Origin of the sequence: Streptomyces sp. NPDC026672, assembly GCF_040638185.1 — a bacterium.
In the GTDB taxonomy this organism is placed as follows: Bacteria; Actinomycetota; Actinomycetes; order Streptomycetales; family Streptomycetaceae; genus Streptomyces.
Window position 1 is genome coordinate 239,301 of record NZ_JBEZXS010000009.1, and the last position, 18,370, is coordinate 257,670.

Annotated in this window: 15 protein-coding genes; 3 read left to right on the forward strand and 12 right to left on the reverse strand. The window is 68.6% G+C overall.

What is annotated here, in order from left to right; all coding sequences use genetic code 11:
* Positions 1-357 precede the first annotated feature (357 nt).
* From AB0F77_RS13575 to AB0F77_RS13620, 10 genes are all read right to left on the reverse strand, one after another.
* A complete protein-coding gene (locus AB0F77_RS13575) occupies positions 358-2,319 on the reverse strand; it encodes an RICIN domain-containing protein (protein WP_361946409.1) in 1,962 nt (653 codons plus the stop codon).
* 602 nt (positions 2,320-2,921) lie between these two features.
* On the reverse strand, positions 2,922-3,974 hold the full coding sequence (locus AB0F77_RS13580; protein ID WP_361946412.1) for a hypothetical protein: 1,053 nt from the start codon (positions 3,972-3,974) through the stop codon (positions 2,922-2,924).
* 75 nt (positions 3,975-4,049) lie between these two features.
* Complete coding sequence (locus AB0F77_RS13585) at positions 4,050-4,322, reverse strand: DNA-binding protein (RefSeq protein WP_361946415.1); 273 nt, start codon at positions 4,320-4,322, stop codon at positions 4,050-4,052.
* A 738-nt stretch (positions 4,323-5,060) separates the two neighbouring features.
* The gene (locus tag AB0F77_RS13590; RefSeq protein WP_361946513.1) at positions 5,061-7,094 is read right to left on the reverse strand and encodes a hypothetical protein; all 2,034 of its coding nucleotides are present in this window, start codon (positions 7,092-7,094) and stop codon (positions 5,061-5,063) included.
* Positions 7,081-7,323 carry an S-type pyocin domain-containing protein gene (locus AB0F77_RS13595; RefSeq protein ID WP_361946418.1) on the reverse strand — a complete coding sequence of 81 codons (243 nt, stop codon included), beginning with the start codon at positions 7,321-7,323 and terminating at the stop codon, positions 7,081-7,083. Before AB0F77_RS13595 ends, AB0F77_RS13590 begins: the two co-directional genes overlap by 14 nt.
* Positions 7,324-7,551: 228 nt before the next feature.
* Positions 7,552-8,436 carry a hypothetical protein gene (locus AB0F77_RS13600; RefSeq protein WP_361946421.1) on the reverse strand — a complete coding sequence of 295 codons (885 nt, stop codon included), beginning with the start codon at positions 8,434-8,436 and terminating at the stop codon, positions 7,552-7,554.
* Positions 8,433-10,340, reverse strand: a complete 1,908-nt coding sequence (locus AB0F77_RS13605) for a hypothetical protein (protein WP_361946424.1) — start codon at positions 10,338-10,340, stop codon at positions 8,433-8,435. The genes AB0F77_RS13600 and AB0F77_RS13605 overlap by 4 nt, the downstream gene beginning before the upstream one ends.
* Before the next feature lie 248 nt (positions 10,341-10,588).
* Entirely contained in the window at positions 10,589-11,500 is a 912-nt protein-coding gene (locus AB0F77_RS13610; protein WP_361946427.1) for a hypothetical protein, read from the reverse strand.
* Positions 11,501-11,650: 150 nt separating this feature from the next.
* Positions 11,651-12,304, reverse strand: a complete 654-nt coding sequence (locus AB0F77_RS13615; RefSeq protein WP_361946430.1) for a Crp/Fnr family transcriptional regulator — start codon at positions 12,302-12,304, stop codon at positions 11,651-11,653.
* Between the two features lie 912 nt (positions 12,305-13,216).
* Entirely contained in the window at positions 13,217-13,717 is a 501-nt protein-coding gene (locus AB0F77_RS13620; RefSeq protein ID WP_361946433.1) for a DUF6299 family protein, read from the reverse strand.
* Positions 13,718-13,975: 258 nt separating this feature from the next.
* Between AB0F77_RS13620 and AB0F77_RS13625 the strand changes: the two genes are divergently transcribed.
* Positions 13,976-14,170, forward strand: a complete 195-nt coding sequence (locus tag AB0F77_RS13625) for a DUF5999 family protein (protein WP_361946436.1) — start codon at positions 13,976-13,978, stop codon at positions 14,168-14,170.
* Positions 14,171-14,177: 7 nt separating this feature from the next.
* On the opposite strand, the gene AB0F77_RS13630 is transcribed toward AB0F77_RS13625, so the two are convergent.
* A complete protein-coding gene (locus AB0F77_RS13630; RefSeq protein WP_361946439.1) occupies positions 14,178-14,576 on the reverse strand; it encodes a RidA family protein in 399 nt (132 codons plus the stop codon).
* The gene (locus AB0F77_RS13635; protein WP_361946442.1) at positions 14,573-15,808 is read right to left on the reverse strand and encodes an acyl-CoA dehydrogenase; all 1,236 of its coding nucleotides are present in this window, start codon (positions 15,806-15,808) and stop codon (positions 14,573-14,575) included. The genes AB0F77_RS13630 and AB0F77_RS13635 overlap by 4 nt, the downstream gene beginning before the upstream one ends.
* A 134-nt stretch (positions 15,809-15,942) precedes the next feature.
* Here AB0F77_RS13635 and AB0F77_RS13640 point away from each other — a divergent pair, with 134 nt between their 5' ends.
* Complete coding sequence (locus AB0F77_RS13640) at positions 15,943-17,535, forward strand: AMP-binding protein (protein ID WP_361946445.1); 1,593 nt, start codon at positions 15,943-15,945, stop codon at positions 17,533-17,535.
* A gap of 15 nt (positions 17,536-17,550) precedes the next feature.
* Complete coding sequence (locus AB0F77_RS13645) at positions 17,551-18,363, forward strand: PaaX family transcriptional regulator C-terminal domain-containing protein (RefSeq protein WP_361946448.1); 813 nt, start codon at positions 17,551-17,553, stop codon at positions 18,361-18,363.
* Positions 18,364-18,370: the final 7 nt, after the last annotated feature.

Genomic DNA, 18,370 nt, shown 5'->3' on the forward strand with positions numbered 1-18,370 from the left:
ACGCTGCCTCCGCAACCGCCGCCACATGATGCAGAGGCCCTGCCACATCCCCGTTCGGCGGAGGTGTGCACACCTGCATGGGCGACACCTTCGGCATGACCGAAGCCGCCCTCGCCCTCGCCACCATCACCGCCCGCTGGCTCTGCACGCCGACGAGCATCCGTGACGTGCACCCGGCTCCCTGCACGGAGCGGACGGCTCCGAGGCGGCCTGTCGCCTCGCCTGGTTCAGCCGCTCGACCGGCCACCCAGCAGGTGCACGCCGATCGCCCGGTGTGAGTCCTGCTCTTTCTCGGGTGGCGCCGCCCGGCATCCTGAGGCACCGCGGGTGCCGGACGCCGGGCAGCGCCGATCCGACCTACTGAGGGGTAAGGGTGAAGGACTGGGCAGTACCGCCGGAGCACGTCCATTGCTGGAGCCGGGCACCGTCGGCAGTGGAGACGTCAGTGACGTCCAGGCACTGGGCGGGATTGCTGCGTGGCGTCAGGGTGTACGTGCCACCTGCCCCGGGAACCGCCTTCCACTGCTGATTGGTACCGCCGCCGTAGGCCCAGAGCTGAATCTTTGCTCCGTTGCCGGCGCCCGTCCCGCCGGTGATGTCCCAGGCGGCGTTGGCCGCGTTGCGGCTGACGACCTTGTAGTAGCCACTGTCGGTGGGCTGGAACTGCCACTGCTGGTTGGTGCTGCCCGGCACGCAGGCCCACTGCTGCACGGCGGCGCCGTTGGCGGTCGAACCAGCCGCATCGTCAACGCACTTGCCGCTGTTGGTGTTGGTGACCGTGTACCACTTCGTCGGGTCGACGGGCCCGGTGCTGCCTCCGCCGACGTCCGGCCATATGTACGTGCCCACCGTCTTGGCGGGCAGCGTGCTGCTGACCTGCTGGCCGGCGGCCCGCAGCGTGAAGGGCTGGTTGGAACCTGTCTGGTTGACCACGACGGTCACCAGGCTGCCGTCAGGATTGAGGAAGGCGACGTTGGTTACATTGCCACTGTTGCCGTTGTTCGTCTGGACCCGGGTGGCACCGCGTGCGATGAACTTCGAGAACTGGCCGACGATGTAGTACTCGGGCAGTGCCCAGTACGTGTCCGGGTTACTCGGCGACTGGATGAGCATGGTCGGGTCGGGTGCGCCGGACCACTGCTCGGGGCTGCGGTTCTGGTCGAGCATGGTGACCCAGTCCTGGTACATGATCGACTGGTTGCGGAAGTACTGCACGATCCGGTCCGCGCCCGCGGTGCCCCACACGGCGCGCTCGGTCATGGCCACGTCCTTGGTCGGGTAGCTCGACTTGACCTGTGCCATGGCGGTCGGATCCCCGCCGTAGTCGTGGAAGGCGACGCCGTCGACCGAGCTGAACGCGCTGCTGGGCGAGCCGGGATTGCCGAGGACACCGGCGGCGTAGGCCGGGCCGTCGCCGAAGTTGTGGTCGAAGGCCCAGATCTTGGTGGCTGACGAGCCGTTGCTGTTCAGCTCGCCGCGCAGTGCGGTGGCAATCCTGCGTTCCTGGTCGGCGGTGAGCTTCATGCCCGGGTAGTCCGGCGGTGAGAACAGCGGTTCGTTCTGCATCGTGACGGCGTACAGCGGTAGTCCCTGGCCGGCGTAGGCGGTGACGGCCTTGCGCAAGTACGTGGCGAGCACAGGGATGTTCGCGTCGGGAAGCGTGCCGCCGATCAGGCTGTTGTTGTCCTTCATCCAGGCCGGGGGGCTCCACACGCTGCCGAACAACAGCAGGTTCGGGTTGATCGCCTTCGCTTCCTTGAGGACCGAGATGATGTTGTAGTCGATGTCCTTCTGGATGGAGAACCGCGACAGGCTCGGGTCGGCCGCGCCGTCGTCGTAGGTGTAGAACTGTCGCGAGGTGAAGTCGCTCGAACCCAGCGCGATCCGGGCGATGTTGAACCCGGCACCGTTGACCGGGTCGACGAGCTTGTGCAGTGCCGCGGTACGCGCAGAGGCACTCATCCGGGACAGGTTGTAGATCGTGGACTCCTCCAGCGAGGAGCCGACGCCCAGGACGGACTGGTAACGGGTGGAAGTGTCAGCGGTGATGGTGGCCGTGCCCGAGGCCGTGACCGCGGTGAGGTCGGACTGCCGCGACAACTGATACCGGGTCGAGGCGAGTCCCGCCGCCGGGTTGGTGAACCAGTTCGCGTTGGCCGGGCCGAATCCCGAGGCGGTCGACTCCGAGCTGAAGTACACCTGAACGGGAGCGCCGACCGCTTGTGCCGGCGGTGCGTTCACTGTGGCCAGAGCAACGGGCGCGAGCAGCGCGCCGACCGCCGTCGCAGTCAGCGCGAGCGTGGCCCGACGGCTGCGCACCACGGGACTGGCAGTCCGGGAGCGCGGTCGCCGCCAGTGTGGGTGTCTCAGAGGCACGGAAACTCCTGATCGGGTGGGGGATGTCGCCTGCCGCTCGGCGTGAGCCGGTGATGCTCGCTCGTCCGACGCCGGGCGTGCGGTGCGGGCGGTGGATCGGGCAGGGGGTTCCGAAGGCGGGAGGCTGATGCGACTGTGGTGGACGGTCAGTGGGGTGGCACAAGGGGTTCACAGCTTTTTACAAGCCGTGAATTTAAAGGGGTGCTGAGGCACCGTCAACCCTCGCGTCACAACGGGCGCATGAGGTGTGGTGTCTCGGGGCGGGCTGGGTGCGCTGCCCGGGGCACGCGTACGTCGGGCCGTCGGCCACCCACACCTGCACCACCGACGTGCCGAGCGGCTGCCCGGTCCTACGTCGAGCAGGACCGAAAGGGCATCCGCGAGTCGTAGGAGTCCTCTGGGACATCTGACGAACGTCTGCCGCCGCATCCGCCGGGGGCGCCGCTTCGAAGGGTGCTGATGCCCCCTGCGGGACTTCCACATCTACGAGGACCGCCCGGTTTTCGTCCGGGCGGTCCTACGGCGCATACCGAAGTGCCGGTGGATCAGGATTTCTTGAGCGCCACAGCCATGTCCTGCAGCTCTTCCAGAACGGACACGCTCTGGAAGATGATCCGGAAGGACGTGCTGATTCGCCGAACCGGTCGGCGCAGCCGACGACTGGAAGCACCGAACATGTCGATCAACGCCATCCCCTCCTGAAAGCCGACCGCGGCGGCCTGTACGTCCCACGTCGCGTTGCCCACGTCATCCAGCACACCGTCCGCGCCCTCCGGCCATTCGGAGCGTGGCGTGTTCCCCGCCCATTCCAGAAACACTCTGAGCGCGACCGCAGCAGCTCCCATACCCTCCGCGAAGCTCTTGGCCGCCGACTCCAGGTCATCGGCCGGTCCGTCGATGGCCTTGGCCAGGCGATTGACGACGGACAGTTTCATACTCATCGATGCTCCGGGATGACTGACGCGGGCCATGTCCTCCCCGATCAGGTCCATCATCGCCGTGAAATCCGTCAGGGCGGACTCCACGTCGGCCATGTGGCCCTCCATTGCCTCCAGCTGTGCCTCCGCGTCGACGACCACCTCGAAAAGGCCGGGGGCTTCCTCATCGTGCTCGGCTGCCGCCTGCGCAATGGGCGCCGTCGAGAGAGCGGGCAGTGGCACGGCGGTTTCCCCGCAGACCACTTCGGTGAGCAGGCCCATGAGTTGTCGCCGGGCCATGACGACATCCGCGGAGCGTGAGGGAAATTCGATACGAGGTGTCGTCGCCGCACCAGTGAGCACGGCGGTCCCTTCGGTGACATGGACGGTGTACCGACCGAGCGCATGCCGCACTCCGAGCCCGAAGGACAATTCCGCGTCGGGTTCACCGACGTCCGCGACGACGATGTCCACTTCAGCGACCATGCGCAGCAGCTGCTCCCCGGGCAAACCGGCTTCCGCGAGTTTGTCCGCCCGCAGAAAGGTGAGACCGAGTTGCTCGCACACCGGGCCCATGACCTCCTCGTAGAGGACGGTGGACCGATGCCGCCGCTCCGGAGAGGGGGAGGCAGAACAGTGGCCAGTGGTTTTCGTTCCACTGATGGCGAGACAGGTAGGCATGGCGGGCTCCTTGGAAGATGTCCATGAGGTGTGACCGTGTACGGCGGCCAGGCAGCCGACGGTCGAGGGCGAGCATCAGTCGAAGAGGGTGAGCGCGACTCCGTCGGCGACTTCGTCGGCGAAGACAGGACGTTCTTCGATGCCCAGCGCCCGCAGCAGGTCCACGGTGAGCACACGGTGGCGGTGACCGACCCGAACCGTGTGGCAGGGGAAGGCGTCCTGGGCCACGAGTCGATAGGCAGTGCTGAGGCACATACCGAACGCCCTGGCCGCCGTTCGCAGGTCGACGCTGACCGGAAGGTTGAAGATCTCCCGGAAGGTGAGAGGAGACTCGGCCTGGCCTGTCATCCCTTCCTCCCGACGCGCCGCAATGAGATCTTGGCGACCTGGTGGCCCCTGCCTGAGTACCGGATGCCTGCGGCCGTGTCGGCCACGCCCCAAGCCTGAGCGAGCGCCCCGAGTCGTACGCCTTCCATCCGGTGGGCCGGGACCGTGATCCGCACGGTCGCCGAGAGTCCGGGCCGTCGGGTGGGCGGATCGTAGTCCGCCTCCCAAAGACCTTCCACGTCCGTCTCGACGGGAGCGCCTCCGACGGTCTCCACATCGTCCACAGCCATCTCGGGGCGGGTCCTGCGCCATAAGGTCCAAGCGCGTGAACAAGCTGAACGCAGAACCTGTCCACCCGGGTCGGGAGTGTGCGCTCCGACCTCCGCCAGCTCTTCGAGATAACAGGTGACGAGTTCGGCCTCGACATCTCCCCGTTCGGCGCGGAAGTTCCGTGTGATCCTGAACGCGGTTCGGCGTAGACCGGGGAGCCCCAACCACACGACTGCCGTCGGCCAGTCGGATCCGTGGGCTTCCGAACGCCGGCGCTCCGCGATCTGTCGCCAAAGGGCACCACGCGCCACGGGACACATAGAACGGTCGTAAAGCGCTTGACGGGCCTGCGCCAGAGAAAGCGGGACACCCGCTTGTTCCGATCCGTCGAAGAGGCGCAGTCGAGGCTTCGGATCACTGTCGGCGCAATGGCGCTCAAGGGACGCAAAGAGCCCGGAGTGAGGGGGAAGTGACATGGGTTCCTCCTGATCAATCTGTTTTCGACGTCGGGGATTTGCTGCGCCACGTAGCGAGCGATCGGGCTGCCCGTGCCTTGCCGGGCATCGTGTCCGGGCCTCGGTCGACAGCCAGCAGCCAACGCAGGAATCCGGGCTGTCGGGCAGCCACCAGACCACCCAGGAGTTCTTCCAGAGCCCGATCTCGCTGCTGCACCTCGTCCGCAGCGCAACACCAGGCGAGGAGGACATCACGCATGGAGACGTACGCGGTTGGCTCGCTGAGAGCGTGGCCTGTCAGCAGAACAGCGTTCGCTGACAGCTCGACGTCCGCGAGGATCTGCTCGCTCCACCATGCGAGGTCCGTGCTCGCCATCACAGGAAAGGTCAGAGCCGTCAGCAGGCCGGGGACGCCGTCCGACTGCTGCCAGTCACTCATCCGGCACAGGACAGTCGACCTGCCCCTGGAGTCACCCTCCACGAAGCGTTGCACCAGCGCTGCCGTGATGGCGGCAGCGACTGACGTGTCGGCCGTGTCGTCGCTCAGTGTCTCCATGAGCCGGTACACCAGGTCCAGGGCCCGATCGACCTTGAGACCGCCCCGGTCCGAGTGGCAGGCATGCGCCACCGCCTTGCGAAGGGGCACCTCGGCCGAGACACTCCACTCCTCCAGCAGATCGCCCGCCGTCCTCGCCGACGCCTGGTCCCGGAGGGCCGTGCCCAGACACCAGGCGGCCACCTCCGGCGCCGACAACGATGGAGCCATCGCCAGATCACGCAGGAGTCCCAAGGAGCGGCCGTCCGTCGCCACAGCCATGGCGGCAGCCGCCCGGCCGGCTCGTTCGATCTGAGCCTCTTCATAGCCGGGAGCAGCGAGCCAAGTGTGGAACAAGGACAGCAGGTTCGTATGGTCACGGCACAGGGCCTCTAACACGGCCCCGCCCATCGACGGCCAGAGAAAGGCAACTGCGTCCGTGTCGGCCTCCCCCACGCACGGCACCCGGTGCGCTCCGAGGACACGCAAGGTTTCGGACAGGGGACGCTGACGGGCCGCGTCGACCGACTGTCGTGGGAAGCTCCGAGTGGAGGAGTCTTGCTCCCCTCCAGGCCGAATCAGCCGCAGCAGGTCGGCCGCCCGCTCCGTCACGACACTGCGGTGCAGTCCTCCGTAAACGCTGACGGAGAGCAGGTGAGCGAAAAGAACGGGATCCGACTGCGCTCGGGCAACGATTTCCGGGCCTTCCGCCTCACCCAAGGCACGCAATACCTCGGCGCCGGAGGCTCCGTCAGCGATGCCCAGCCGGAGCACGGTTTCCGCGGCCTGCGCCGCATGACGAGGAGGGAGCGCCGAGGGCAGCAACTCGACCAATTGGCCGGGTCCCAGTGTCCGCAACCACTGAGCACACGCTTCCTCGGCGGAGCAGCCGTCGGAGAGATGAGCGGTGAAGACCAGCCTCGGGTCCGGTGGGCGGTGTCGGAGGACCGGCATGCCCAGGTGGTCCTCGAGCGTGCCGGCCAGTCCGGGGGCGTCCGCGAGAACAATGAGCAGACGCGCCCCCGCCTCCGCCAGCGGAGCCTCCAGGCGGGACAGGTCCCAGGAGCGAAGCGCAAACGGGTCCGGAGGCTCCATCACCAGGTAGCCGTGTACGCCCCGCGGCCGCGGTGTCCACCGAGCGAAGTTGACGGCCCCGTCCACCTGGACGAGCACGGGCTCCTCTCTGCCGTGGGCCAACAGGTTGAGAGCATGTGTTTCACGTCCGGTCCCCGGTTCTCCGACAAGCACGGCAATGCCGGAATCAAGAGCTGCGAGTCCGTCCTCGAAGCAAGGTGGTGGCACAAAGCGCTTCCTCGCGGTCTTCACACGCGCGGCGCGAACGGGGCCTTCGCGTATCGGTTCCGTGGTGCCGGCGCAATCCGTCGACGTGGCCACTATCTGCCGTTGATCACCCGTCACCAGTCCTGTGTTGACTGTGCCGTTCGGGGCCAGGACCACCATCTCCCGCCCGGAAGTCAGGGCTGCCACCAGAGCCTCGAGGTCTCCGGTCTGGGAGATCTCAGATGTCACCATCGGCTCCGCGGTGAGGGTGACTGGAAAGTTCGATGGCGGTGACGTGCTGACCGCCATGGACGGTCCCGGTGTTGATGATTCCGCGTTCGGCGTTCAGAACCATGGCCGGGAGCCTTTCCGGTTCATGGGCAATGTCCGACACATCGCGTCGGACGGCCCCCTCTTCGTTCTCCTGCGCTCGACAGAACTTGATTACGTTGTCCGCGGGGCAGGTCTCTTCCGCTTCCATGTCACCCTTCCAGCAGTATGGGCGCGCCGGGATCAGCGAGGCGCAGCTATGTGGACGGCTCCAGACTCCCGCGGACTTGTCCGGCTGTCTGGTCCCGGAACGCAGACGGGAGGTGACCGTGGTCACAAGCCGAGAAGTCCCGCAAAATGGCACGAAAAAATGGGTGGGTGTGCCGCCTTGAGACGGCACACCCACCCACCAATTCGACTACTGAATACAACTGCCGTGTCAGAGAGTCCCGCCGGGAACAGGACGACCCAACGCGGACAATCGGTCACGCAACAGGTAGGAGATTTCCTTCCGCTCCTGGTCGGTCAGCGTACCGAGCAACGCGGCCAGTTCCTCTTGCCAGTCAGTGCGTGGAGGACTGAGCAGATCCTGGTGATCGACCGCCCAGTCCAGCACCTGACGCACCTGGTCCGGATGCCTGAGCAGCCAGAGCGCCGCCAGGGATGCCGGGCCGGCGTGAAGTGCCTGGAGACAGAACTCGTACTCACCGCGACGGCTGGACGTCCAGGAGTAGCGGACTCCTTCCTCATCCTGCTGACCGAGGAGAAGCTCCTCACCGGTTTCTCGGAGCCGCACGTCGAACACACGGTAGCTCAGGCCGATTTCTTCCAAACGCTGCGGCATGCCGAGATGCTGCATGATCTCAGGGGCCCCGAGCCCGTTTCCTGACACCAACTGCGCCTCGGCCAAGTAGTGCAGGGCACCTGTGAGATGAGTGCGGACCATGTGCCAGCCGTGCACGGTCTTCGTGCGGACGACACGTACGGGATCATGGACCCACCACGACACCCACAAGTCCACGGATTCTGTGCCGTACACCGTGGGGAGGCCGACTGCTCTTGTGTCCACGTGCTCAGCCGCATCCACCCGGAAGACATCGGTGTAGCTGCCGCCGAGACCAGGAGATGAAACTTCCTCGGACAAAGGAGCGGAAGTTCCGATGTCCTCGGGATCTCCATGACGGCCGAGCAAGAAGTAGTCGCCGACGGCGTCTTTGAGCACCAGGGACCAGTCCCTCTCGGCGGACCAGCGATGACTCAGGATCTCTCGCCAGGGCGACTTGGTCGCCCGCACGTAGAGACGCTCGGTGGACTCGTCACTCATGCCGCCTCCCTCTTTTCGCCTTCCCGCCATCTGCTGAGCGAAGCTCGCGCCGTCTCCAGCCCTGCCCAGCCGTCGGTACCTCTCTCATCCATTTCCACGAACAACCGGAACTCGCCGGATCTCATGGACCGCGCCAGGGTGACGAATAGGATCTCCACCGCTCGGAAAACGGTCTCGTCCCATTGCCCCCAGGCAGCCCATCGCAGTAACGCCGCGCACGTCGTGTCGAATGAAGCGTCCTCGTTCAGTGCGCGGCGCATCATGTCAGTGACATACCGGGCTTGGGGCGTTTCATGGGCAAGTTGCCACTGGAACCATTGCGGAGACTGGAGTAACTGGCCGAACAGCACGAGAAGAAGCTGTACGTCGTGCTGCTCGGCGCCCAGCCACTCGAGAAGGCGACCGAACACCTTTTCCTCATTGCCGGCCTGGAACAAATTCCGGACCGCCTCCCGTACGGCCAGGAGGACCCGGTCGTCCCCCTGGCCCTCTCCGTCACGAACCCGCCCACCGAGAATGAGGGTGTGAAGAAGTTGCAGGGCCAGATCCACGCGTGCCAGACCGAACTCCGTGCCGCACGCGTACGCCACCGTGGTTCGCAGACTGGAGCTGGCTGCCAGGCTCCAGCGGTGAAGGCGATAGCGCACCTCGGCGACCAGCACGGGGTCTTCGGCCGCGATTCCCAGCGCATGTGCCGCAATGAGGCGGCTGGTCATACGCTCGGACTCGGCGAGGGCCTGGATGTGCCGCAAGGCCCTTCGTCCGCCTCCCCAGCTCGCCGCCCTGCCCATGACCCGGCCCACCGGCGCGGTCAGTTCAGAAGTGCGGTCCACCTCCCGCAGCCACTCGACGAGGAGTTCCGACAACTGCCCGTATTCACGCCACACGTGCCTGAGCACTGTGTCGGCCTGTCGGTGCTTGATGAACGCGACCGCCTCCACGCTGTACGCGTAGGCTCCGCCCGTGTAGATCTCTCGTGACTGCCGATATGCACGGATGGCGTGCAACAGCTCCGTCAGGGAACGCCGGAAGACGAAGTCAGGATTGGGCCGCTCGGCTTTCTCCGCCCCTTGAGCGTCTGTCGCCGGCAGCACGGCTGTCAGACGCTCCTTCGACAACTCCAGCAACCGGTCGCTCTGTTCTCTGACGATCCGGTGATCCGAGCCCTCGAAGACGCAGGCGGCCAGAAGGAAGGCCAAGGCATCCGGATCATCGCGCAGTTTCTCTATGAGCTCCGGGACCTCCTGCTCGGCTCGGTGACTCAGCCGGGCGCTCAGATCCCCGAGCGCATGGGGATCGCCGTCGGCCGAGACGATCGCCGTGACCAACTCCACCACTTCAGCAGGCACCAACTCCGGCACCAGCAGATCTCCCAGCTCATGACGGCCGTCCAGCGCCGCGAGCAGGCGCTCCCGCTCCCGCTGGTCGGGAACCAGCGCCTCGAAACGGCTGCCGAAGATCAAGGCGGGTGGCGGCGGTTCGCACACGGTGATGCCGACATGGAGATCTTGTTCAAGGCGCCGAAGCAAAGCCGCGTCGTCGGGCAGGACGATCACCATGTGTGCCCCTGCCTGCTTCAGCAGTGACCGCACATGGCCCAGGACCCCGGGCCCCAGGGGCCGGGAGGGGAACAGACCGTCCATGAGATAACCACGCGCCGACGTATCGGTGGGCTGCCAACGATCCAGTTCGGTAACGCTGTCCAGGGCCCGCAGCGGGGCGTCCGCCCCGCAGCTCGCACGCAGGAGGTTGAGCGCCGCGGTGCGACGGCCGGAGGCCGGTCGCCCCGAGAGAAAGAGCGGACCTCGGTCGAGTCGGTCAAGGGCAGTGTCGAACCATTCCGGTTTCGCGAAGCCGAAAGCCGCTGCCTGCACTTCCGCGTCCGGGATTGGTCCCTCGCGCACCCTGGCTTCCTGTGGCCCCCGCGCCTCTTTCGCAGACCTGTTGTGCACACGTTGGCCGCCATGGACGGAGCCGGCGTTGACGTTTCCGTACGGTGCGTACACGAATGAACTCGAGGTGCCCACGAAGGCGTCGATGAGCTCGGAGACGTCGTGATCCGGTTCCGCGGAAGGTACCTCGTCCCTGGTCGAGTCATCCGGTTCAGGGCGTACGGAGCCAGGCGGTTCCGGTGCGGCTTCCCCGTCCGGGATCACTGCCGCCCCTGATACTTGTCACCATGGACCTGATCTCCCTGGAAACCACGGACACGGTCGGCTTTGTTGCCTCCCACGTGGTCTCCAGCGACATGGGAGTTGCTCACGCTCTGCCCACCGTGCACGGTGCCCGTGTTGATATTGCCGTTGGGTGCGCGGTTGCTCACGCGATGGCTCTGCGTCTCGCCGCTCTCGGGCGGACGGACCGTCTCCGGAGCAGCTCGACCGGTCGGGGGATCTTCGTACAGTGGCCCTGAAGGCTGGGGTACGTAGATCCAGGCCCGCTGGGAGAACTGCTTACCGTCGACCGTCGCGGCCACCTCCACGAAGTGGTCCGGGTGCCGGCCGGTGTACCCGCTGGCGACCGCGTCCCCGTAGCAACGGTCGGAGAGGATGGCAGCGACCTGTGTGACGTTCTCCTTGTGCGAGGCGAGCACGGCCTTGACCGGACGTGAGTCGAGCAGCCGGTGCGTCTCATTGCGGGCCGTCCCATTGCCGCTGAACTCGTCACCGGTATCGGGAAGCGGGCCGATGTGCAGGCTGGCACGCAGTCTGATGGGGACCACTCCGTGGGACAGGACGTTGTAGTCGGTCAGTACGTCCTGAAGGGTCAGCAGCAGCGGGTGGACCACGAAAGGCATCAGCGATGGATCGAACCCGAATACGTAGCCGTCACCGGTCGAAGCCGGAAACATGCGGTCATGCCACAGTTCCTGCAGTTCCGCCCGGGCCAGTGCGGTCTTGAGCAGTTCGGGCACGACACGACTGACGGCCTCGTGCTCGATGGCAGGTCGCCCTGTGAAGTCCTTGGCGTCCACGGCCAGGATGCCCCGGTAGGGGGGTAACCGCCGACTACGGGCGTACGAACCCGTGATCCCCGGTGGCAACGCATCGATGTTCTCGCGCATGTCGCACTCCTCTGTGAAGGCCGCCCGGCCCTTCGCGGACCGGGCGGCATGGCCCTGCATGGGGCAGTGGCGCAACTTGAGCTTCACAGTGGGCGCGCAAGCGTTCCGCTCCGCAGGCACGGACGGGATGTGACGTGGGCCACTCCCCTGTCACATGCCCGTGCTGTCGGCGAGCGTCTTCCGCAGGTTTTCCACGCTGATCACACTGATCCTGCTCTTGGCGGCCCTCACCTGATCCGGCCCGAGCTGCATCAGCGCCTTGCTTACGGACTTGCGGCCTACGCCTATGTGCTGGGCCAGCTCTTCCCGGGTCAGGGAGAAGGTCCGCTCGCCGGAGACGGCCACAAGGCGAAGCAGCGCCATGGCGAGACGTTCGTGCACGGCCCCGTCGTAGACCTCGGTCTGCTCACGCAGCCGATGGGAGGCCAGCACCGCGAGCGGATAAGCAAGCCGCTGATCACGAACAAATCGATGGAATTCCCCAGCGGGAATCACAGATGCTTTGCATTTGCTCATCGTTCGCACGTCGGCCAGGCGCACCCCTCCTTGCTGGAGGGCCATCTCGCCCAGAATCTCCCCCGGCCCACGGAAGGCGAGCAGCCGCTGCGACCCGTCGCGGTCCGTACGGACCACCTTGACCAATCCGCAGAGCAGGGCAAGCACATGAGTGCCGTGATCCCCCTGCCGCAACAGAGTTTGATCCGTCGCATAGGTCTGGGGCTGATAATGCGCCAGCCCCGACCACACCTCGTTCGACACCAGATCCCGGAGCGAAGGCACCGAGAAGGAACGATATTCGCTCATGCGATCACGCTAAAGGGGGAGGGAGCCGAGCACGTACGGAACCACTCCTTCCGCGGGCGCGGCCACAAAAAGAGGCTGGATCCTTTCCACCCGGCGAAATCCCTGTCAGGGCAACCAGGTTGAGCCTGGTCGGTGATCAGCCGGTCCGATGGGGATCAGGTGCGGGTCCTGCCGAAGAGTTCCACCTCCGCTATCGCCACCTGCTTCGTGTCCGCCGTGCCGTACGCGTCGCCCCGAGGACCACGGGTGATCATGATCTGCTCCAGCTTCACCGGGGTCGCGCAGTTCGCCTGGAGGTACTGGCCCGCCGCGTTCCCTGAGAATCCCGGACCCCACCAGCTGTCGCTGACCCCGTCGAAGGCCGACCTCGCGGGGTGCGCCGCGTCCGAGTTGGACGCGCGTTCGCGGGAGCGCGCTCTGCGCCCCGGTCGAGGGGAGGCACCGTCGTTGCGGCAAAACGTGCGGTCCGTACGGTTGCCCACGCCGCACGCTGGTGGGTGACGCCGCTCTCCTCCTCCACCGTCACCGTCCGCGCTCGGCCGCGCCGGTTCGGGCCGGCCGGGCAGCACGGCGGGGACCGCCGCCTGGTCCGGCACGGGGACCAAGAGAGCCCTCACCCCGATCCGGTCCTCCCCCCTCGCCCTCCCCCGCCCTGGGCGTGCCGCGTCGGGCGGTCGGGGTTGGGCCGTACCGCCGTGACTCAGGCAACCGGACGGACGTCTACGCACCGTTGGCGCCGGATCGACGTCCCGTTGGTGTGTGATGGACGTGGCCGTGGGAGCGGACGCCGCCGTTCGGCACGGCCCCCGCCCGAAGGACCGCACGTACCGCCGCACCCCGCCTCCAGGGCCCCCGGGCCGGGGCACACGATCAGGGCGGGGCCGTGCCGAGCAGACTCCCGCGCCCGGGGCGTCAGTCCGTGATCAGGGTCACGTCCCGCTGTCCGGACACGTGGAACACCGGGAGCGGCAGCCAGCCCTGGAAGCGGAGTTCCATGACGGTGGCCTCCACCCGGGCCGCGCCGGGGGCGAGTGCGTCCGGCGGGACCTGGCCGGTGTTGCGCCACATGTGTGCGGCGCCGTCGCACACGGCGTGGGTGCCGCCGATGCCGTAGCGGACGGACGTGTCGCCCTGGCCGACGGAGGAGCTGACGAACACCGGGCCGGTGCCGCCGACGCAGCGGTAGGTGCCGGACAGGGTCAGCGTGCCGTCCGCGGCGACACGGCCGGTCGGGTCGACGGTCACGGACTCGCCGGGCACCGCGGTCACGGGGGTCGCGGCAGCCGAAGCGGTCTCTGCCGTCTCTGCCGTCTCAGCAGTCGCAGCGGTCGCGGCGGTCGCAGGGGCGAGGGGCGCCGCGCACAGCAGCGCGGTGGTGCAGGCGGCGGCGCCGAGGAAGGGGCGTAGGGGCATGGGGGTACCTCCTGGAGCGTGGGATGGGGGCGTGGGGTGGGGGTTCTCCAGGTACATACCGGGCGGCAACGGCAGGGTTCGTGATCTTCACTCCTTCGGCGGTGCGTCATGGGCGTCGTGGAACGGTCAGGGAGTCGTCCGGGCCCTGTCACAGGCGCCTTCAGAGGGTTCCTAGGAGTCCGCGAGCGGCGCATGGTGCACTGTGACGGGCGGTGACCGGGCCGCCGGCACCCGTCACGTCCCACGCGGAGGTGCGCCATGTGTTCCCAGCACACACAGAATCAGCATCACAACGGCGACGCCCAACATGTGGTCGCCGCCCATCCCGAGCAGGGCTGGAACCTGCTGTGCGACGGCTCGATCCACTTCGACGACACGGGCGAGCTGCACCCCGACGGCAGCGTCGTCCCGCCGTGCCGCGTTCCGTCCGAGCGGCTCACCGCCGCCGCCTGAGCCTGGGCTACGGCAGGAGCGCGAGGCCGTCGAGTTCGACGAGCGCGCGCTCGTCCCACAGCCGTACGACCCCGACGACCGCCATCGCCGGATAGTCCCGGCCCGCCGACTTGCGCCAGATGCGGCCGAGTTCGGGGGCGTGGGCACGGTAGGCGGCGACGTCGGTGGCGTAAACGGTGACCCGGGCGAGGTCGGCGGGGGTGCCGCCGGCCGCGCGCAGGGCGGTGAGCAGGTTGGCGAGCGCCTGCTCGAACTGCTCCGGGAGCGTGTCCCCGGTGACCTCGCCGTCCGCGTCGAGCGCGGTCTGCCCGGCGAGGAGGACCAGGCGGGTGCCGGTCGCGACCACCGCGTGGGAGAAGCCGGTGGGCGGGGAGAGTTCGGGCGGGTTGACGCGCTCGGTGGTCACGGCTGCTCCTCGGGTGCGGGCGTGGCGGCGTACAACTCCTTGGCGATGATGGCGCGTTGGACCTCGCTGGCGCCCTCGTAGATGCGTGGGGCGCGCACCTCCCGGTAGAGGTGTTCGAGGAGGTGGCCGCGGCGCAGGGCACGGGCGCCGTGCAGTTGGACGGCGCGGTCGACGACGTACTGCGCGGTCTCGGTCGCGAGCAGCTTCGCCATCGCCGCGCGGCGGGGGACGTCCGGCGCCGAGGAGTCGTATGCCGTGGCCGCCGCGTACACCATCAGGCGGGCCGCGTCGGTGCGCAGGGCCATCTCGGCGACCTGGTGGGCGACGGTCTGGAGGTCGCTCAAGGGGCCGCCGAACGCCCGCCGTCGCCGGGTGTGCGCGAGGGTGGCGTCGAGGGCGGCCTGGGCCATGCCGACGGCGAAGGCGCCGACGCTGGGGCGGAACAGGTTGAGGGTGGTCATCGCGACGCGGAAGCCGTGGTCGACCTCGCCGAGCACGTCGTCCTCGGTGACCGGCACGCCGTCGAGGGTGATGCTGCCGATGGGGTGCGGGGAGAGCATCTCCAGGGCGGTGCCGGTGAGTCCGTCCCGGTCGGCGGGCACGAGGAACGCGGTCACGCCGCGCGCTCCGGCCCCTTGGGTGGTCCGCGCGAACACGGTGTAGAAGTCGGCCTCGGGAGCGTTGGAGATCCAGCACTTCTCACCGCTGAGCCACCAACGCCCCCCGGCCCTGCGGGCGTCGACCCCGGAACCGACTCCCCCGCCCCCGCCGGATCCGCCGCGGACTCCCTCCGGCTGCGGCTCCGCTTCGGCTTCTCCCTCCGGCTCCGGCTCCGCCCGTAGCGAAAGGGCCGCCGCGTCGGAGCCCGCGTCGGGTTCCGTCAGGGCGAAGGCGGCCACGGTGGTGCCGGACGTGACGCCGGGGAGCCAGTGGGCGCGTTGGGTGGGGGTGCCGTGGGCGTGGACGGGATGGGCGCCGAGGCCCTGGAGGGCGAGGGCGGTCTCCGCCTCCGTGCAGGCGTAGGCGAGGGACTCCCGCATCAGACAGAGGTCCAGCGCGCCGGAGGTGAACAGCCGGTCGAGCAGCCCGAGCCGGCCGAGTTCCTCGACGAGCGGGCGGTTGACGCGGCCGGGCTCGCCCTTGTCCGCGAGCGGGCGCAGCCGCCGCGCGGCCAGGGCGCGCAACTCGGCGCACCAGGCGGTCTGTTCGGGTCCGAGCGAGAAAGCGGGCACGGCCGGTCCTCCCTCCACGACGGGCCACCGCGGCCCTCCTCGACGTTATCGCGGACCGTTGACTGTCGTCACCAACACGATACGCTGCTTGTGCGAGCCCACGACCGGCCGGCCAGGCGAGGGGGCGAACCGCCATGAACGTCTCGGCGCACGTCGACACCTTCACGCGCGACCATCTCCCTCCGCCCGACACCTGGCCCGACCTCCCGCTCGACCTGCCGGACCTGGCGTACCCCGACCGTCTCAACTGCGCCGCCGAGCTGCTGGACGGCGCCGATCCGGACCGGCCCGTGTTCCACACCCCCACGGGCACCTCGTGGACGTACGGGGATCTGCGCACCCGTGTCGACCGGCTCGCCCACCTCCTCACGGACGACCTCGGTGTGGTCCCCGGCAACCGGGTGCTGCTGCGCGGTCCGACCACCCCGTGGCTCGCCGCCTGCTGGCTCGCGGTGCTGAAGGCGGGCGCGGTCGCGGTGACGGTGCTGGCCCAGCAGCGCCCGCACGAGCTGGCGACGATCTGCGAGATCGCCCGGGTCCGGCACGCCCTGTGCGACGTACGGTCCCTCGACGACCTGGCCAAGGCCGAGGTCCCGGGTCTGCGGATCACGACGTACGGCGGTGACGCGCCCGACGACCTGCTGCGCCGCCCGGCGCCCGGCACGCCGTACCCGGCCGTGGACACCGCCTCCGACGACGTCGCGCTGATCGCCTTCACCTCGGGGACCACCGGCCGGCCGAAGGGGTGCATGCACTTCCACCGGGATGTGCTCGCCATAGCCGACACCTTCTCGAAGCATGTGCTCAGACCACATGTGGGGGATGTCTTCGCCGGCAGTCCCCCGCTCGGCTTCACCTTCGGTCTGGGCGGTCTTGTGGTGTTCCCGATGCGGGTGGGCGCCAGTGCCCTGCTCCTCGAACAGGCCGGCCCCCGGCTGCTGCTGCCCGCGATCGCGCGCCACCGGGTGTCCGTGCTGTTCACCGCCCCGACCGCGTACCGCGCGATGCTCGACGAGCTGGACGGGCACGACGTCGGCTCGCTCCGGCGCTGTGTCTCCGCGGGCGAGAACCTGCCCGCCGCCACCTGGCGGGCCTGGCACGAGCGCACCGGGCTGCGGATCATCAACGGCATCGGCGCGACCGAGCTGCTGCACATCTTCATCTCCGCCGCCGACGAGCACATCCGCCCCGGCACCACGGGCGTCCCGGTCCCCGGCTGGCAGGCCCGGGTGCAGGACGAGGCGGGCGGGCCGGTGCCCGACGGCGAACCGGGGCTGCTCGCCGTGCGCGGCCCGGTCGGCTGCCGCTATCTCGCCGACTCGCGCCAGCGGGAGTACGTGCGCGGCGGCTGGAACGTCACCGGCGACACCTACGTCCGCGAGGGCGACGGCTACTTCCGCTATGTGGCCCGCGCGGACGACATGATCATCTCGGCCGGGTACAACGTCGCGGGCCCGGAGGTGGAGGACGCCCTGCTGCGCCACCCGGACGTCGTGGAGGCGGCGGTGGTCGGCCGGCCCGACGAGGCGCGCGGCGAGGTGGTGGTGGCGTACGCCGTACTGAAGGAGGGCGCCGACCGGGACGCGGAGGCGCTGCGCGCCTTCGTCAGGTCCGAACTGGCCCCGTACAAATGTCCGCGTGAGATCGTCTTCCTGGACGCGCTGCCCCGCACGGCGACCGGCAAGCTCCAGCGTTTCCGGCTGCGCACCGATGGTGACCAGGACTGATGCCGAAGAACTAAGATGATCAACGTGTCCGAGCAGCACGCCCCCCGGTCCCTCATCGTCACGCTCTACGGCGCGTACGGCCGCTTCGTGTCCGGCCCCGTGCCCGTCGCCGAGCTGATCAGACTGCTGGCCGCGGTCGGTGTCGACGCGCCGTCCGTGCGGTCGTCGGTCTCCCGGCTCAAACGCCGCGGGCTGCTCCTGCCGGCCCGTACGGCGCAGGGCGCGGCGGGCTACGAACTGTCGGCGGAGGCCCGCCAGTTGCTCGACGACGGCGACCGGCGGGTGTACGCCGAGGCGCCGCCGCGGGACGAGGGCTGGGTGCTGGCGGTGTTCTCGGTGCCGGAGTCGGAGCGGCAGAAGCGGCATGTGCTGCGCTCCCGTCTCGCGGGCCTGGGCTTCGGCTCGGCGGCGCCCGGGGTGTGGATCGCGCCGGCGCCGCTGTTCGAGGAGACGCGGCACACCCTGTGCCGGCTGGGGCTCGACGGGTACGTGGACCTCTTCCGGGGCGAGCACCTGGGGTTCGCCCCCACGGTGGAGGCGGTCGGCCGCTGGTGGGACCTGGCGGCGATCGCCAAGGAGCACGAGGCGTTCCTGGACACGCACGCCCCGGTGCTGCGCGTCTGGGAGCGGCGTGCGGACACCCCGCCCGAGGAGGCGTACCACGACTACCTCCTCGCCCTGGACTCCTGGCGCCACCTCCCCTACGTCGACCCGGGGCTCCCGGCCCGGCTGCTGCCCGCGAACTGGCCGGGTGCGCGCTCGGCGGAGGTGTTCCGGGCGCTGCACGAGCGGCTGCGGGACGCGGGCGCCGGGTACGCCGGGCTGTAGGCCGCGG

Coding starts and splice junctions, on each gene's coding strand:
- AB0F77_RS13620 (WP_361946433.1), bottom strand. CDS start 13,717: ATGCCCCTACGCCCCTTCCTCGGCGCCGCCGCCTGCACCACCGCGCTG.
- AB0F77_RS13610 (WP_361946427.1), bottom strand. CDS start 11,500: ATGCGCGAGAACATCGATGCGTTGCCACCGGGGATCACGGGTTCGTAC.
- AB0F77_RS13585 (WP_361946415.1), bottom strand. CDS start 4,322: ATGACAGGCCAGGCCGAGTCTCCTCTCACCTTCCGGGAGATCTTCAAC.
- AB0F77_RS13640 (WP_361946445.1), top strand. CDS start 15,943: ATGAACGTCTCGGCGCACGTCGACACCTTCACGCGCGACCATCTCCCT.
- AB0F77_RS13590 (WP_361946513.1), bottom strand. CDS start 7,094: ATGGTGACATCTGAGATCTCCCAGACCGGAGACCTCGAGGCTCTGGTG.
- AB0F77_RS13600 (WP_361946421.1), bottom strand. CDS start 8,436: ATGAGTGACGAGTCCACCGAGCGTCTCTACGTGCGGGCGACCAAGTCG.
- AB0F77_RS13645 (WP_361946448.1), top strand. CDS start 17,551: ATGATCAACGTGTCCGAGCAGCACGCCCCCCGGTCCCTCATCGTCACG.
- AB0F77_RS13625 (WP_361946436.1), top strand. CDS start 13,976: ATGTGTTCCCAGCACACACAGAATCAGCATCACAACGGCGACGCCCAA.
- AB0F77_RS13615 (WP_361946430.1), bottom strand. CDS start 12,304: ATGAGCGAATATCGTTCCTTCTCGGTGCCTTCGCTCCGGGATCTGGTG.
- AB0F77_RS13595 (WP_361946418.1), bottom strand. CDS start 7,323: ATGGAAGCGGAAGAGACCTGCCCCGCGGACAACGTAATCAAGTTCTGT.
- AB0F77_RS13580 (WP_361946412.1), bottom strand. CDS start 3,974: ATGCCTACCTGTCTCGCCATCAGTGGAACGAAAACCACTGGCCACTGT.